Origin of the sequence: Thalassospira sp. UBA1131, assembly GCF_002311515.1 — a bacterium.
Taxonomy (GTDB): domain Bacteria; phylum Pseudomonadota; class Alphaproteobacteria; order Rhodospirillales; family Thalassospiraceae; genus Thalassospira.
In genome coordinates this window covers 17,067-32,876 of sequence record NZ_DCAO01000098.1, presented here as the reverse complement: position 1 = coordinate 32,876, position 15,810 = coordinate 17,067, and the positions used below count along the sequence as shown (strand labels likewise).

15 protein-coding genes are annotated in these 15,810 nt (G+C 54.0%); 6 read left to right on the top strand and 9 right to left on the bottom strand.

Annotated features, from left to right (window positions below; genetic code table 11):
• The first annotated feature begins 173 nt into the window (after positions 1 to 173).
• The gene (locus B3Z49_RS15290) at positions 174 to 1,268 is read left to right on the top strand and encodes a YeeE/YedE family protein (protein ID WP_296992433.1); all 1,095 of its coding nucleotides are present in this window, start codon (positions 174 to 176) and stop codon (positions 1,266 to 1,268) included.
• A gap of 19 nt (positions 1,269 to 1,287) precedes the next feature.
• Here the strand turns inward: B3Z49_RS15290 and B3Z49_RS15285 are convergent, their stop codons facing one another.
• Together B3Z49_RS15285 and B3Z49_RS15280 are read right to left on the bottom strand one after the other, a co-directional pair.
• Positions 1,288 to 2,226, bottom strand: coding sequence for an MBL fold metallo-hydrolase (locus B3Z49_RS15285; RefSeq protein WP_296992431.1), 939 nt, complete (start codon positions 2,224 to 2,226; stop codon positions 1,288 to 1,290).
• 198 nt (positions 2,227 to 2,424) lie between these two features.
• A complete protein-coding gene (locus B3Z49_RS15280) occupies positions 2,425 to 2,913 on the bottom strand; it encodes a MarR family winged helix-turn-helix transcriptional regulator (RefSeq protein ID WP_064781417.1) in 489 nt (162 codons plus the stop codon).
• A gap of 322 nt (positions 2,914 to 3,235) precedes the next feature.
• Here B3Z49_RS15280 and ectA point away from each other — a divergent pair, with 322 nt between their 5' ends.
• The 5 genes from ectA to mazG all read left to right on the top strand — a co-directional run bounded on the left by ectA (position 3,236) and on the right by mazG (position 8,235).
• Positions 3,236 to 3,784, top strand: a complete 549-nt coding sequence (gene ectA, locus B3Z49_RS15275) for a diaminobutyrate acetyltransferase (RefSeq protein WP_008891074.1) — start codon at positions 3,236 to 3,238, stop codon at positions 3,782 to 3,784.
• A 126-nt stretch (positions 3,785 to 3,910) separates the two neighbouring features.
• On the top strand, positions 3,911 to 5,194 hold the full coding sequence (gene ectB / locus B3Z49_RS15270; RefSeq protein ID WP_063089488.1) for a diaminobutyrate--2-oxoglutarate transaminase: 1,284 nt from the start codon (positions 3,911 to 3,913) through the stop codon (positions 5,192 to 5,194).
• 66 nt (positions 5,195 to 5,260) lie between these two features.
• Positions 5,261 to 5,662 (top strand): ectoine synthase, encoded by a 402-nt coding sequence (locus tag B3Z49_RS15265; protein ID WP_008891076.1) that lies wholly within the window; start codon positions 5,261 to 5,263, stop codon positions 5,660 to 5,662.
• Between the two features lie 83 nt (positions 5,663 to 5,745).
• Entirely contained in the window at positions 5,746 to 7,251 is a 1,506-nt protein-coding gene (locus tag B3Z49_RS15260; protein ID WP_296992425.1) for an aspartate kinase, read from the top strand.
• A gap of 159 nt (positions 7,252 to 7,410) precedes the next feature.
• The gene (gene mazG / locus B3Z49_RS15255; RefSeq protein WP_296992424.1) at positions 7,411 to 8,235 is read left to right on the top strand and encodes a nucleoside triphosphate pyrophosphohydrolase; all 825 of its coding nucleotides are present in this window, start codon (positions 7,411 to 7,413) and stop codon (positions 8,233 to 8,235) included.
• A 6-nt stretch (positions 8,236 to 8,241) separates the two neighbouring features.
• On the opposite strand, the gene B3Z49_RS15250 is transcribed toward mazG, so the two are convergent.
• From B3Z49_RS15250 to B3Z49_RS15220, 7 genes are all read right to left on the bottom strand, one after another.
• Positions 8,242 to 9,066, bottom strand: coding sequence for an inositol monophosphatase family protein (locus B3Z49_RS15250; RefSeq protein ID WP_296992422.1), 825 nt, complete (start codon positions 9,064 to 9,066; stop codon positions 8,242 to 8,244).
• A 14-nt stretch (positions 9,067 to 9,080) separates the two neighbouring features.
• Positions 9,081 to 10,412 carry a GTPase HflX gene (gene hflX / locus B3Z49_RS15245; protein ID WP_414716264.1) on the bottom strand — a complete coding sequence of 444 codons (1,332 nt, stop codon included), beginning with the start codon at positions 10,410 to 10,412 and terminating at the stop codon, positions 9,081 to 9,083.
• A 7-nt stretch (positions 10,413 to 10,419) separates the two neighbouring features.
• The gene (gene hfq / locus B3Z49_RS15240; RefSeq protein WP_008891082.1) at positions 10,420 to 10,677 is read right to left on the bottom strand and encodes an RNA chaperone Hfq; all 258 of its coding nucleotides are present in this window, start codon (positions 10,675 to 10,677) and stop codon (positions 10,420 to 10,422) included.
• Between the two features lie 121 nt (positions 10,678 to 10,798).
• On the bottom strand, positions 10,799 to 11,485 hold the full coding sequence (locus tag B3Z49_RS15235; RefSeq protein WP_296992413.1) for an HAD family hydrolase: 687 nt from the start codon (positions 11,483 to 11,485) through the stop codon (positions 10,799 to 10,801).
• Between the two features lie 63 nt (positions 11,486 to 11,548).
• On the bottom strand, positions 11,549 to 12,928 hold the full coding sequence (gene trkA / locus B3Z49_RS15230) for a Trk system potassium transporter TrkA (protein ID WP_008891084.1): 1,380 nt from the start codon (positions 12,926 to 12,928) through the stop codon (positions 11,549 to 11,551).
• A 42-nt stretch (positions 12,929 to 12,970) separates the two neighbouring features.
• A complete protein-coding gene (locus B3Z49_RS15225; protein WP_008891085.1) occupies positions 12,971 to 14,350 on the bottom strand; it encodes a sigma-54-dependent transcriptional regulator in 1,380 nt (459 codons plus the stop codon).
• 47 nt (positions 14,351 to 14,397) lie between these two features.
• Positions 14,398 to 15,810, bottom strand: a 1,413-nt coding sequence (locus tag B3Z49_RS15220) for a sensor histidine kinase (RefSeq protein ID WP_296992410.1), incomplete at its 5' end; no start/stop codon positions are given.

Here is a 15,810-nt window from a genome sequence, read left to right as displayed (position 1 = left end):
GGCACGCTTTATGACCTGTTCTGTGCCCCGGTCCGCGACGAAGAAAAAGCCGCTGCCGAATAGGCGACAACTGCTGATCGAAAAAGCTTCCTTGAATTAGAACAGAAAAAACGTCACGATTCCGCCGACGCCTTGGCAAAAAATTACAATCAACAAGGCGGGAGGAAAACGTCATGCTGGGTTTGGATAATCCCTGGGCCCTGCCGCTTGTCGGTATTTTGACCGGCATTGTGGTGGGATTTGTCGCACGTCGACAACATTTCTGCACGATGGCAGCCCTTGAACGCTATTGGTTTGCCGCCAACAGCATCGGTCTGCGCGCCTGGGTGCTGGCGGCCATCACCGCACTGATTTGTACCCAAACGTTTATCTCCCTTGGCGTTATCGATCTTTCCAACAGTTTCTACATTACCCCGACCCTGCCGATTGCAGGCAGCATTCTGGGCGGGCTGATGTTTGGCTTTGGCATGGCCTTTGTCGGCACATGCGGATTTGGCGCCATCATTCGTCTGGGCGGTGGCAATCTGCGTGCACTGGTCGTCCTGACCGGTATTGGACTGGCGGCCATTGCTGCCCTTCGCGGCGTAACGGGCCATTTTCGTGTCTGGTTTCTTGATCCGCTGTCAATTGAGTTCACCTCAGCCGGATCGCAATCAATTGGCGCGATCGCATCAAACGCCAGCGGATTTGATCTGCACTATCCGATTGCCCTGCTGGTCAGCGCCATCGGGCTTTGGTGGGTCTTTCGCAGTTCTGATTTCCGTGCGGAGCGCGCCAAGGCGCTTGGCGCCATCACAATTGGCGCCTGCATTTCGCTTGGTTGGGTCTGGACAACAAGCTTTGCAAAATATCGTTTTGTTGAAACCCAGATCGAGGCGGGATCCTTTGTCACCCCGGTTGGCGACACGATCATGCAGATCATCACCGTTACAGGGGCCCTGCCCGATTACGGGGTTGGATTGGTGATTGGGGTGTTTCTGGGTGCTGCACTGGCAGCTTGGAAAAGCAACGACATGCGCTGGGAAGCCTGCGATGACGCTCGCGAACTTGGCCGCCACCTACTGGGTGCATTCTTGATGGGAACTGGCGGCGTTTTTGCCCTTGGCTGCACCATCGGCCAAGGTGTCAGCGCGTTCTCCACGCTGGCAATTTCTTCGCCAATTGTGATGATCTCGATTGCCATTGGGGCGCGGGTGGGTCTTGGCGTTCTTCTTGAAGGATCACCGTTCGGGTTCCTGCGCGCAATATCGCTGCGCAAGCACGGTTAAACCAAGACCCACGTAGCAATTATCCCGCCACAACAAACCGATATGCCGGACCTGCCCGCTCGATCACGCCAAGGCCTGGATGCGGCATGTGAAAGCCGATAATCCGCGATCCATCGACGGCAAGCCGATCGAGCAGCATCTTGCGCGTGGCAATGCCCTTTTCGGCATCCTGATCAGATCCGCTTGGCCATTCTGGATGGACCAGGGATACGGCGACATTGGTAATGGCATCGCCAACCACAAGTGCGCTGTTTGATCCGTCATGGATCATGAAAGATGTATGCCCGGGTGTGTGACCGGCGGTATCGACCGCCTCGACACCGGGTACCACCTCTGCACCATAATCGAACAACTCTATACGATCCTCAAGGAAGGCCATCCGGTTGCGCGCCCCGACCACAAAGCTTTTGCGCGCGTCGGGCGTTTTTTCAAGCGTATCCTCGGCCTGCCAGTATTCCCACTCGATCCGGTTCATGTGATAACGCGCGTCGGAAAAGATCAATTCGTCGAAATCATCAATCAGCCCCCACAGATGGTCGGGATGCGCGTGCGTAAAAACAATATCGGTCACTTCATCCGGCCTGACACCGGCCGCATCAATGTTGTCCATAAGCTTGCCGGCTGACGGCATGAAATTCGGGCCAGCGCCAACATCAAACATCACCACCCGATCACCACGGCGCAAAACGGTGATGTTGCAATCGGGCAGCAACGCATCCGTTGGCTGCCCTTCGGCCTTAAGCAACGCTACCAATTCATCCTGTGAAACGTCGGGAAAGGCAAAAGATAACGGCAACATCAGATTACCATCCGATATGACCGTGATGTCTGACGCACCAAGTTTCAGGGAACCAAGCGCTGACGCAGCCCCGGGAAACAACCCGGTTGCCCCCATACCCGCCAGTGCCAACGAAGATTTCAGAACATCACGACGAGACCAGGAATTGCTTCCAGACATTGCATCCTCCACATATATGTTTTTTTGAATGAATGCACTCATGGTTGATTTGGTCAACCTAAAAACATACCAAGCGGAGCTTTCCAAACGCCAACAACCCCGGATGTCGCACCAATCCTCGGGTACGACACCTAGACAACGCTGTATGATTTTATATTTATTTACAATGATCTAAAGGAAACATTGATCCCACTGCATTCAGTGACGATCTGCTGCCCTTTCGACAATCTCGTCGTGGTCCAGAACGGGTGCGACGTCGATGTCACTGGCATCCATCATCCCTGAAACACGTTGCAGGGCGGCGATCAGAAACGTCTGTTCCCATTCCTCAAGATTGTTGAATTTGTCCGAAAAACGGTCATGAAGCGCCATCGGTGCGCGATCCAGAATTGCCCTGCCTTGATCGGTAAGCCTGACGAACACCTTGCGTTTGTCGGTATCTCCGCGCTCGCGTGTCACAAGCCGCATCGCCTGCAACTTGTCGACAAGCGCCGTGGTCGATGCCTGGGCCAGATTAACCTTGGCCGCGATCTGGCCAACCGTCATCTCACCGAATTCCTCAAGCGATTGCAAAACAAGAAGCTGGGATGTTTTAAGCCCGGTCACCTTACCAAGCTTTTTGGCGTGGATATCACTCGCCCGCAAAATGCGGCGGATGGAGATCAACGCTTCATGCAATTTATCCATTGTTATTTTCCGGACGTTTTTCGTTTCTATAGCAAGCGTTGTTTTAGCCCCGGACCCGCGGCTGCGCAACGCTTTAAGACACTTTTATATCGAATTTCGATCATTTATTCCATCGATTATCGCTCTATTCAGGAAACAATATTTCATCGAAAGAATATTATCCTTATCGAAGGGCGATACATCAATGTTTGGCTTATTATCAGACACTTACGGAGTTTCACAGGAAAGTCACAGAGAAGGGGTTGATCAATTTGTATCGTTGTTCTATACATTTCTCGCGACATAAATGATCGTGTATCGAAATAACAGAGCAGGCAGACCGATGAAAATTGCCAACACAAACGGCAATACCGGCCAGAAAGCCAACCTGATTATCCGTAAACCCAAGGCCACAGACGGCGCTGCGGTGAATAACCTCATTGCCGACTGCAAGCCGCTGGATGAAAACTCGATGTATTGCAATTTGCTGCAGTGCTCGCACTTCTCAGGCACGTGCGCGATTGCCGAACTGAACGGCGAAGCCGTCGGTTTCGTTTCGGGCTACATCGTACCCGACCAGCCTGAACAGCTTTTCATCTGGCAGGTGGCAGTTTCGCCCAAGGCCCGTGGCCTGCGTCTGGCGAAGCGTCTGATCCTTGATATTCTGGATCGTCCGTCCTGCCACAACGTCTCGCAGCTGAACACAACGATCACCTCGACGAACGCACCGTCGCAGGGTGTCTTCCGTTCCGTTGCGCGCGAACTGGGTGCTGATGTTAAGCGCAAGGTCCAGTTTGAACGCGAAACACACTTCGAAGGCGCCGCTGCCAGCGAAATTCTTTGGCAGATCGGTCCGTTCGAGCGCGAAGACGTCGAACGCGTCGCCGCCTAATCCGGCTGACCTAATTTCCCCACTTGTCATACTCGAAATCGCATCGACCATTTCTGGAACATCCGGCACGCCGGAACGTTCGGTATGACAGGTGGACTTGATTTTCCCAATCTGAAAGAGGGAACTATGACTGTATTTGATCGCCTTGAATCGGAAGTTCAGAGCTATGCACGCTCCTTCCCCGTAACCTTTGAAAGTGCTGAAGGCGCTTGGCTGACCGATGTCGATGGCAACCGCTATCTTGATTTCCTTGCCGGTGCCGGCACGCTGAACTATGGCCATAACCATCCTGTCCTGCAGGAAAAGCTGATTGATTATATCAAATCAAACGGCGTAACCCATGGTCTGGACATGCACACCAAGGCCAAGGCAGCCTTTCTTGAAGCGCTCGAAGAGAAAATCTTCAAGCCGCGTGACATGGAATATAAGGTCCAGTTTACTGGCCCGACCGGCACCAATGCCGTCGAAGCTGCTCTTAAACTGGCCCGCCGCGTCAAGGGCCGCGAAACCGTGATTTCGTTTACCAACGGCTTCCATGGTTGCACGCTTGGTTCGCTTGCCATCACGGGTAACGAACATCATCGTGGCGCTGCTGGCGTCTCTCTTGATAACGCTGTTGCCGTGCCCTTTGACGGTTATATGGGTGACGGTGCGGATACCACCGAGTATCTGGACCGTGTCCTTTCGGACAACTCCAGCGGTATCGCCCTGCCCGCAGCCGTGATCGTCGAAACCCTTCAGGGTGAAGGTGGCCTGAATGCCGCTGACTTCGGCTGGCTCAAGAACCTGGAAAAGGTTTGCCGCAAGCACGACATCCTTCTGATTGTTGATGACATTCAGGCGGGCTGTGGCCGTACCGGTACGTTCTTTAGCTTCGAACCTGCTGGCATCAAGCCGGACATCATCACGCTGTCGAAATCGCTTTCGGCGTATGGTCTTCCGCTTGCCGTGGTTCTGATGAAGCCGGAACTCGATGTCTGGCATCCGGGCGAACACAACGGCACCTTCCGTGGTAACAACCACGCGTTTGTGACTGCCGCTGCTGCGCTTGACCATTTCTGGTCAGATGACAAGTTTGCTGCTGATGTACGCGACAAGGCCGCGTTCCTAGAGACGCGCCTCGATGAAATCATTGATCGCTATGGCGACGGCAAACTCTATCGCAAGGGCCGCGGCCTGATGCAGGGTATCTGCTTTGAAAGTGGCGAACTGGCATCCAAGGTCACCAAGGAATGCTTCAAGCATAACCTTGTGATTGAAACCAGTGGCCCGGAAGATGAAGTGGTCAAATGCCTTGTGCCGCTGATCATCTCCAAGCAGGATCTGGCACATGGACTGGAAATCCTTGAACTGGCAACCGCCAAAGCCATGGGCAAGGACGTTTCCCCGTCCAAAGCAGCCGCTGAGTAACATAGTTTGGGCGACGCTTAACTGCGTCGCCCGGCCCCACAACTTAATTATATCAAAGAGTTAAAAATGATTGTTCGTACTCTGAAAGAATGTGAAGCATCCGGTCGCCGCGTGGTTTCGGACAACTGGGAAAGCACCCGTCTGTCGCTTGCCGAAGATGGCATGGGTTTCTCGTTCCACATCACCACCATTTATGCCGGCACCGAAACCGAGATTTGCTACGCCAACCATTTCGAGACGGTTTACTGCATCTCGGGCAACGGCGAAGTCGAAACCATTGCTGACGGCAAGAAATACAAGATCGAGCCGGGCACGGTTTACATCCTCGACAAGCATGACCGCCACTATCTGCGCGGCGGCACCGAGGACATGGTTGTTGCCTGCGCCTTCAACCCGCCGCTGAATGGCCGTGAAGTGCATGACGAGAACGGTGTTTATCCGCTCGATGGCGAAGCACTCGCAAGCTAACAATTTCTGGTCGGGCGGCACCTAACGACTGCCCGACCATTTAAAGCATATTCTTTAAAGGAAACGCCCCTAAAGGAGGCAACATGCTTTCAGCCCAGAAAAACAAGGACGCAGGGCATAGCGTTCACAAGATCGGCGGTACGTCGATGACCCAGGTTGATGCGGTCATGGACAACATTCTTGTCGGCAATCGTAAGGAAGACGAACTATACAACCGTGTCTTTGTTGTTTCGGCATATGGCGGTTTTACCGACCTTTTGCTGGAAAATAAAAAGACTGGTGAACCGGGCGTCTATCAGCTTTACGCCGGCTCGGAAACCGATTGGGCCTGGGGCGATGCCTTGACCAAGGTCTCCGAAAAGATGTGCGCCATTAACGAAGAGATTTTTGGCGACGCGCCGGAACTGAAGCTTGCCAATGCCTTTGTACAGGAACGCATTGAAGGCACGCGCAGCTGCCTCATGGATCTTCATCGTCTGTGCAGCTTCGGTCACTTCAAGCTTGAAAAGCATCTTCTGACCGTACGTGAAATGCTGTCAGCCATTGGTGAAGCGCACAGTGCGCACAACACCATGCTGCTCCTGCGCGCCAAGGGTGTAAATGCGGTCTTTGCCGATCTTTCGGGCTGGCGTGAGCCAGAGGCCTCTACCCTTGATGGTCGTATTGGAAAGGTGTTTGATGACATCGACCTTTCCAAGCAGCTTGCCATTGCGACGGGCTATGCCCAGTGCAGCGAAGGCCTGATGAGCATTTATGGCCGTGGTTATAGTGAAGTGACCTTCTCGCGCATTGCCTGTCTGACCCAGGCGCGCGAAGCGATCATTCACAAGGAATTCCACCTGTCGAGCGCCGATCCGCGCATCGTCGGCGAAGACGCTGTGCGCCCGATTGGCCGCACCAGCTATGACGTGGCCGATCAGTTGTCGAACATGGGCATGGAAGCCATCCACCCGCGTGCGGCCAAAGGCCTTCGTCAGAACGACATTCCGCTGCGGATTGCCAATACCTTTGAACCGGAACACCCGGGCACGGTTATTGACGATCATTGGGAGCCGGAAAACAGCCGTGTTGAAATCGTGACGGGCGTTCCGACCGCGTTCGAGATTGAAGTCTTCAATCAGGATATGGTTGGTGTTCCAGGTGGCGAGGAAGCGATCCTGAACGTTCTGAAACGTTATAAGGTCCCAACCGTCACCAAGAACCTGAACGCCAATACGATCACGCATTACGTGTCGGCTCCGCTCAAGCAGATCCGCCGTTGCGTTGACGAGATCGAGGCAAATCAGCCAGAGGCAACCGTTCAGACCCGTAAGGTCGCGATTGTCTCGGTGATTGGTGCCAACATCGAACAGCCGGGTCTGTTCGCCCGTGCGGTATCGATCCTTGATGATGCCGGTGTTGAACTGGTGGCGTCCCACTATCCGAGCCGCCGCGTTGATCTGCAGTTTGTTGTTGCCGAAGGCGACTTCAACAAGGCAATTGTCGCCCTGCATCGCGGCCTCGTCGAAGGCAAAAAAGAAGAAAGTGCATCATCCAAACAAACCAAGGATGACAGCTCCGAAAAACAGGAAAAGCTCAAGGCTGCATAAGCCAAAAGGGCATCCGAACATCACGGCAAAACCCGCAAGTGCCGCATTGGCCTTGCGGGTTTTGTTTTGCCTTGATCATATGCTTGTCAGTTTTGATGCAGCGCGATAGGACTTAAAGGATAAACGGGGCACACCAGCAAAACAGACGGGACATCGACCATGACCACGCATAACAGCAAAGCCATCAATGAACTCCTCGACGTCATGGCAAAGCTGCGCAATCCCGATGGTGGCTGCCCGTGGGATCTCGAACAGGATTTCTCCACCATTGCCCCCTACACCATCGAAGAAGCCTACGAAGTGGCTGATGCGATTGCCGACAATGACATGCCAGAACTTTGCAACGAGTTGGGTGATTTGCTGTTGCAGGTGGTGTTCCATGCCCAGATGGCGAAGGAAGCCGGTCATTTCGAGTTCGAAGACGTCGCCAACAGCATCGTTTCAAAAATGATCAGCCGCCATCCGCATGTATTTGGCGACGGGGATGCCACGACGACCGATGGCGTCAATCAGACTTGGGAAAAGATCAAGGCGGCTGAACGCGCCCGGAAGGCCGAAGACAAAGGCCACGAACGCCACAGCGCCCTTGATGGGGTCGCAAGCGCCCTGCCCGCGTTAATGCGTGCAGAAAAACTCACCAAACGCGCCGCGCGTGTCGGGTTCGACTGGCCCAGCACCGATGAAGTCTTTGACAAACTTCACGAAGAAATCGACGAACTCAAAGCCGAGATGACCGAAAACCCGGATCCGGCCCGTTTGCAGGATGAACTTGGCGATATGTTGTTTGTGATGGCCAATCTGGCGCGCAAGATCGGCGTTGACCCCGAAGTGGCGCTTCGCGGCGCAAACCACAAGTTCACCAAACGCTTCCACTTCATCGAAGACGAACTGGCACGCGACGGCCGCACGGCCGCGGACTCAGACTTGGCTGAAATGGATAGTCTCTGGAACCTGGCGAAAAAGACCGAACGCGGTCAGGTCTGATCACGCTCAGGTAAAGAGCGGCATCAGAATTTCATTGATTTCTGCCCACAGCTCCTCGGAGCTGGCGCACAAAAGCCCGGCCGCCGTCGCATTGGCGTTATACTCATTATTCTTGTCGGCGGTGATATAGCGCGCATAACCACCAGACTCACGCACCAGCAATGTGCCGGGGGCATGATCCCATGGTTTAAGTGTCCGATAGGCACAGAAATCAAACCCACCACGCGCTGTTTCCTCATACTCGGCACCACAGCAGGAATAATGCGCAACATCGGCAAAGAAATCGAGATGGCCATAATGCTTGCGGATGCGGTCCCGGGCGTATGAAATCAGAAAACCTTTGGCATCAGACGCCTTGGTGATGTTGGAACGCACCGAAACCAGCTGATCCTTGTAACGCGTCCCCGACCCCAATTCTGCAACGGTTGCCGCCCCTTCAATCGGATCAACAATCCAGGCAGCCACGGTTTCACCACCAGAATAAAGGCCGACCATGCAACGAAATGGTTGTTTGTGATGGGCGAAGTTCTTGGTACCATCAACCGGATCAATGATCCAGAACGGATCATCGCCGGCAAAGATCCGTTGCTGTAAAGTCGGGTCTTCGTGGGCGGCTTCTTCGCCAAGTGCGCGGCTGCCCGGCAAAAGATCGGTCAGTCGCCGGGTCAGAACGCGTTCGGCTTCAGTATCGGCAATCGTCACCAGATCCATTGCATGGGTCTTGGTATCGATATCTGCATCGTCCAGCTGGCCAAAACGCGGGGCAATCTCAGCAGCCGATACTTCCCGAATGATTTCGGTCACTTTATCCATATCGACTTTAATCGCCACGCGCTCTCTCCCTATCAAACCAGATGAATATCGAGCCCGGCCTTGGCACACCAGTCTTCGAAACGGCCAACGCGGGTCGTATCGACACGCACCTGAACCGAAATGCCGTCGGCACCTTCGTTACGCTTCAAGACCTCGCCCTGCTCATAAAGCCGCGCCAATGATTTACCGTCCGAATACGGCACACAAAGCTCGAACACCGGCATATCTTCGGTCAGCCGGTCTTCAATCAGGCCAAGCAATGCATCGCAATTGGTGCCTTTGATGGCTGAAATCGCGATCGTGTTGTCATGGCGCGCAGAATATTCTGAAACGGCTTGCAGTTCTTCGCCTTTGAGCTGATCAATCTTGTTCAGCGCCTCGACAAGTTCTTCACCGTCAATCGCCTTCTGAAGCCCAAGCTCCTTAAGAACTTCAAGCACATCAAGTTTTTGCTCTTCGGTTTCCGGTGAAGCCGCATCGCGGACATGAACAATCAGGTCGGCTTCAAGAACTTCTTCGAGCGTTGCACGGAACGCCGCCACAAGATCGTGCGGCAGATCGGACACAAAGCCCACGGTATCGGACAGAATAACCTTGCGACCACTTGGCAGGATCAAACCACGCATGGTCGGATCAAGCGTCGCAAACAGCATGTCTTCGGCAAAGACCTCGGCCACAGTCAGCTGGTTAAACAACGTCGATTTACCGGCGTTGGTGTAACCGACAAGCGCCACAATCGGATATGGCACACGACGGCGTGCTTCGCGATGAAGTTCACGGGTCCGTTTGACTTCCTCAAGCTCACGACGGAGCTTGGCAAGCTTGTCACCGATCAAACGACGGTCGATCTCGATCTGACGTTCACCAGGACCGGCAAGGAAGCCACGCCCACCACGTTGACGTTCAAGGTGCGTCCAGGTCCGAACAAGGCGCGACCGCTGATAGCTCAGCAGTGCCAGTTGAACCTGCAAACGACCTTCACGCGTCCGCGCGCGATCAGCAAAGATTTCAAGGATCAGGCCGGTCCGGTCAATGACCTTGCATTTCCATTCGCGTTCCAGGTTACGTTGCTGGATCGGGGAAAGCTGGCCGTTGATCATGACAATGTCGGCCTCGATGGCCTTGATCTGCAGACCAAGACGTTCGGTAACGCCTTTGCCAAACAGGGTTGAAGGCCGCAATTTCGCGATGGGCACAATTTCCGCGCCCACCACTTCAAAATCAAGTGCACCCGTAAGACTGACCGCTTCTTCGAGACGCGACGATGCGTCGCGCCAAGCACCGGTCTGGTCTGCGCGTTTTAGTTCCGGGTGGAAAACTAGGACCCGGGGAGCTTCTGGCGTATCGCCGCCCCCCGAAGTCAGAGATTCTTCAGCTATTTTCTTCTTCCGTCGCAGGCTGGCTCGGATCAAACAGTTTGATCGGCGTCGTCGGCATTACCGTCGAAATCGCATGTTTGTATACGAGCTGGGTATGAGCATCGCGCCGCAGCAAAACAGAGAAATTGTCAAACCAGGTGATAATGCCCTGCAATTTGACTCCGTTGACCAGAAACACGGTAACCGGCGTTTTGTTTTTACGGCAATAATTCAGGAAGACGTCCTGAACATTCTGTGATTTTTCCGCCATCGGTTAGACCTAGCCTTCTTTTATGAGCGTTTTTTTGGTTTCGGGCGGTCAAGGAAAATGTGGAACCGTCGACTTAAAGGTCTGTCACGATTCCGGCCCCATTTTTAATGACCTCTATGAACTATAAGACTTTCGAGAAGCCTTTTACAACCCCTACAAGCGCCCCGCAATCAGCGAAATGCCAATCAGGGCTAAGAGTCGCGGAATTCTGCGTGTCATTGTGACCGGTAATTTCATCGCCAATCAGAATTGCAGTCGCCCCGACGTTGCGCGCGCACTGAATATCGACCACGCTGTCGCCAACAAACCACAGATTCTCATATTGCGGCGCCGAAGAGTCGCCCATTGCCATATGCACCGGGTCGGGTGCCGGTTTGTCCTTGGCGGCATCGGTTGCACCGACAATCTTGCCAAAAAATGGTGTCCACCCAAGGTGATCGGCTTCCTTGCGCAAGAAATCGCCGTTCTTGTTACTGACCACCCCGATATAGGTGCCATTATCACGCAGTGCACATAACAGATCATGCGCCCCGGCCAGTGGCATCAGGGTTTCAAGATGAATAGACTGGAAATGACCATAAAAGCTGTCTTTGGCCTGCTCCCAGCGATCTTCACCAAACAAGATCGGAAAACTGTCACGCATCGAGCGCGCGACACGCTGCTTGGTTTGTTCAAGCGTCCATGTCTCAAGCCCAAAGTCGTCAAATGTCATGTTAAGCGCTGTCTGGATCGTCCCCCAGCTATCGACAAGGGTGTTATCCCAGTCAAAAATGACGGCCTTTGGCGGATGGGGCAATTGATCAGACATTTGAACTTCCGGTGGCAAGATCGGGAATATATTGTGTGAGGATTACAGCAACGATTTGATTTATCAGAAGTATTCCAGACGAACAGCGAACATCTTTTCGACCTTCTTGATCTGTTCCGACCCGGCAAACACCACGATCCGGTCGTTGGCCTCGATCACGGTGGCGGCGCGCGGCATCACAACTTCGCCATCGCGCAAAATGGCCCCAAAGACCACGCTTGCCGGCATCGCGATATCCTTGATCGCCTTGCCAACGATTGGTGCAGTTTCAAGGGCTTCTGCCTCAAGAACCTCGCCAAAGCCCTCTGACAGGCTGTGCACGGCACGAATACGACCGCGGCGGACATGATGCAGGATGGTCGACACTGTCGTCATACGCGGGCTGATCACCACATCCACGCCAAGTTCGGAAACCAGCGAGTTATAGGTGCTTTTGTTAATCAGCGTCAGAGCACGCGGGCAGCCATACCGCTTGGCCAGAAGTGATGCCAGAATGTTGGTTTCATCATCATTGGTCAGTGCAACAACTGCCTCGGCATTGCCGACATTGGCTTCTTCAAGCAGTTCAGGATCAAGAACGTCCCCGCGCAGAACAACGCTTTTCTTTGGCAGTTTCTGCGCGACATAGCGCGCGCGTTCCGGATCGGCTTCGACCAGTCGGGTGGTAACGCCCGGGAAGTTCTTGTTGATTTCTTCGGCCAGGAACAATGCGATGTTCCCGCCACCAAAAATTACAATACGGCGTGCTTCGGGGTCTTCGTGACCAAAGGCCGACATTGCGCGATCCACCTGATCGCTCGATACGGCAAGATACACAAGGTCGCCCGCCAGCATTTGATCGTCGCCCTTGGGATAGACCGCCTTGTCACCGCGGATCATGCCAAGGATCGAGATGTTGAGATCCGGGAAAAGCTGATGAAGCTGACGCAACGGCGTATTGATCACCGGGCAATCATCGCTACACCGGATGCCAAGGATTTTGACCTTGTCATCGGCAAACGGGATCATGTCGAACGCACCGGGTGCCTGAAGGCGCCGTGCAACTGCCCGCGCGACTTCCATCTCGGGCGAAATCACCACATCAATTGGAAGCTTTTCACGGCCAAACAGGCTGGCCCATTCGGGCTGCAGATAAGTCTGGCTGCGGATACGGGCAATTTTGGTTGGCACGTTAAACAGCGAATGCGCCACCTGACAGGCTGTCATATTGACTTCGTCGGCAAAGGTCACGGCGATCAGCATGTCGGCCTCTTCGGCACCGGCCTGTTGCAACACATCGGGGTGCGAGCCAAAACCAATGATGCCCTTGACCTCAAGCGTGTCGGAAATCTTGCGTACCAGTTCTTCGGACTGGTCGATCACGGTTACATCATTGTTTTCCGCAGCCAAATATTTGGCAATGTGGAACCCCACCTGCCCGGCGCCGCAAATGATGACCTTCATTTCGAATTCTCCCGTTCACAACAGTCCATGATGAGTTTGGGCTTATTGCCCGTTCACACCAAGGCTTTTCAGCTTGCGATGCAAGGCTGAGCGTTCCATGCCGACAAAGCTTGCCGTTTTGGAGATATTTCCGCCAAAACGGTCGATCTGTGTCTGGAGATATTCTTTTTCAAACATCTCCCGCGCTTCGCGGAGCGGCAATGCCATGATTTCACTGGTCTTGTCAAAACTTAGCGACGTCGGCACGTCAGAAAACAGCTCTGATGGCAGCATTTTACCACTGATCAGATCAACCTTGTCGTCATCATCGGGCGCCATGATCATCAATCTTTCGATGACATTGCGCAGCTGGCGCACATTGCCCGGCCAATCATAGGCATGCAGGGTTGCCATTGCTTCGGGCGAGAGTTTCCGTTTCGGAAGACCGGTCGCATCGGCATAACGATCAAGGAACATTTCTGCCAACATCGGAATATCTTCCCGACGCTGCTGCAAGGATGGCACTTCAAGCGGCACAACATTCAGCCGGTAATAAAGGTCCTGGCGGAATTTCTGCTCGGCGATGCGTTGTTCAAGGTCGCGTGCGGTCGTTGCGATAACACGCACATCAACATTGACCGGAACCGATCCGCCAACGCGTTCAAACGTCTGATCCTGCAAAACCCGGACAATCTTGCCCTGGGTCTCAAGCGGCATATCGGCCACTTCATCAAGCAACAAGGTCCCGCCATGGGCAAGCTCAAGCACGCCTGTGCGCGCCTCACGATCCGAAGTTGCAACCGCCCCAAACAGAGATTCTTCCATGGTGTCGGGCGAAATATTGGCACAGTTCAGCACGACAAACGGTGCTTCCGCACGGGCGGATTTCTGATGGATCAGGCGCGCGACAACTTCCTTGCCCGACCCGGCCGGGCCATGGATCAGAATGCGGCTGCCGGTACGGGCAACCCGTTCGGCCGACTGGCGCAAGTTGTTCAAAACCGATGATTTGCCAACAAGTTCGGTATCACCGCCAGCCCGCAAGGTCAGTTCACGGTTTTCACGACGCAGGCGCGCATCATCAATGGCGCGCTCGACCACCATTAACAGGCGGTCAGTATTGAACGGTTTTTCGATGAAGTCATAGGCACCGATGCGCGATGCCTCGAGCGCGGTTTCAATATTTCCGTGACCGGAAATCATCACGACCGGAACTTCGCTGTGCTCACGCTTGATCAGCTTAAGCGTCTCGATGCCATCGTGATCGCTTTCATCCATCCAGATATCAAGCACCACAAGGCTCGGCCGGCGTGCTGCAACCTCCGACAGCGCACCCTGGCTTGATCCCGCCTGACGGGTTGTATACCCCTCGTCCTCGAGGATGCCTGATATCAGAGCCCGGATATCTTCTTCATCGTCGACAATAAGAATGTCGTGCGCCATGTCGTGACCAAATCAATCTTTTTCTTGTTTCGATTTTGACAACTAAATCAATTGCCTGAGGAATGTGCGTCCGAAGCCACACTATCAATTTCGGCTTCTACAACCTTCGGGAAAGATAGCGTAATCGTAGCCCCGCTTTCAACGCCGTCGGAGAGTATAAGCTCTCCACCATGGTCTTCCATGATTTTCTTTACGATCGCCAATCCAAGACCGGTTCCCTTTGATCGGGTGGTGACATAGGGCTCGGTCAGGCGTTCGCGATGCTCTGCCGGAAGACCTTTTCCGTTATCCGACACAGCAACAAAAACACGTTGATTATCGGGCGACACCGCGACTGAAATCTCGATCTTGCCAGGTGGCAGTTCACCTTCTTCGGGCTTTTCACGGCCTTCAATCGCCTCTGCCGCGTTCTTAAGCGTATTTGTCAGGCATTGATTGACCTGATGCGCATCACACGAAATTTGCAGATCTTCGATGCCACTACGATCAAAATCATAAGTGATATTGCTGTGCGCCTGTTTTTGCAGGAAGACCGCACTTTTAACCAACTCACCGATGTTTTCCAAACGCATGGTTGGCGATGGCATGCGGGCAAAGCTGGAAAACTCGTCGACCATCCGCCCGATATCGGACACCTGTCGGATGATCGTATCGGTACAGGTCGTAAATACTTCCTGGTCATCGGTGATTTGCTTCAGATAGCGACGCTTCAAACGTTCTGCTGAAAGCTGGATCGGTGTCAGCGGGTTTTTAATTTCATGGGCGATACGGCGCGCGACATCAGCCCAGGCCGCCATGCGCTGTGCGGTCTGAAGTTCGGTGACATCGTCAAAGGTCACGACATAGCCAAACACCGTGCCATCATCGGCCCATTCCGCCGTTACACGCGCCATCAGTGTCAGGTTGACACCATCACGCCGGATTTCGATCTGGCGTGGCTTGCTGCGATCCCCGTCGCGGGAAAAATCGTCAAACAGTGGCTGAAACTCCGGAATAACGTCGGTCAGTTCCTGTGCCAGGTAATCCTCAAGATCAACACCAAGAAGATCCGATGCACTGCGATTTGGAAGATCAATCTTGCGTGCCGGATCAAGGCCAATCACGCCGGCGGTAACCCCACCCAGGATGGCCTCGGTAAAGCGCCGCCGTTCATCATTCAGCCGGTTGGCCGCAATCAGTTCATTGCGCTGGGTTTCAAGCTGGGCCGTCATCCGGTTAAACGCCCGGCTAAGCGCCTCAAGCTCATCCCCCTGCCCGTCAAGCGGCACACGGAAAGACAAATCCCCGTCGCGCACGCGTTCCGCACCGGTAATCAACTGCGACACAGGCTGCACCAAACGGGTTGCCACCATAAGCCCCAACGTCACAGCCGCCAAAAGCAGCACAACGGAGATCAGAACGAAGATCATGACAAAGGTAATCACAATCCCCGAACGTTCACCTTCAAGACTCTCATAGGC

Coding starts and splice junctions, on each gene's coding strand:
- B3Z49_RS15290 (WP_296992433.1), top strand. CDS start 174: ATGCTGGGTTTGGATAATCCCTGGGCCCTGCCGCTTGTCGGTATTTTG.
- B3Z49_RS15285 (WP_296992431.1), bottom strand. CDS start 2,226: ATGTCTGGAAGCAATTCCTGGTCTCGTCGTGATGTTCTGAAATCTTCG.
- B3Z49_RS15280 (WP_064781417.1), bottom strand. CDS start 2,913: ATGGATAAATTGCATGAAGCGTTGATCTCCATCCGCCGCATTTTGCGG.
- ectA (WP_008891074.1), top strand. CDS start 3,236: ATGAAAATTGCCAACACAAACGGCAATACCGGCCAGAAAGCCAACCTG.
- ectB (WP_063089488.1), top strand. CDS start 3,911: ATGACTGTATTTGATCGCCTTGAATCGGAAGTTCAGAGCTATGCACGC.
- B3Z49_RS15265 (WP_008891076.1), top strand. CDS start 5,261: ATGATTGTTCGTACTCTGAAAGAATGTGAAGCATCCGGTCGCCGCGTG.
- B3Z49_RS15260 (WP_296992425.1), top strand. CDS start 5,746: ATGCTTTCAGCCCAGAAAAACAAGGACGCAGGGCATAGCGTTCACAAG.
- mazG (WP_296992424.1), top strand. CDS start 7,411: ATGACCACGCATAACAGCAAAGCCATCAATGAACTCCTCGACGTCATG.
- hfq (WP_008891082.1), bottom strand. CDS start 10,677: ATGGCGGAAAAATCACAGAATGTTCAGGACGTCTTCCTGAATTATTGC.
- B3Z49_RS15235 (WP_296992413.1), bottom strand. CDS start 11,485: ATGTCTGATCAATTGCCCCATCCGCCAAAGGCCGTCATTTTTGACTGG.
- trkA (WP_008891084.1), bottom strand. CDS start 12,928: ATGAAGGTCATCATTTGCGGCGCCGGGCAGGTGGGGTTCCACATTGCC.
- B3Z49_RS15225 (WP_008891085.1), bottom strand. CDS start 14,350: ATGGCGCACGACATTCTTATTGTCGACGATGAAGAAGATATCCGGGCT.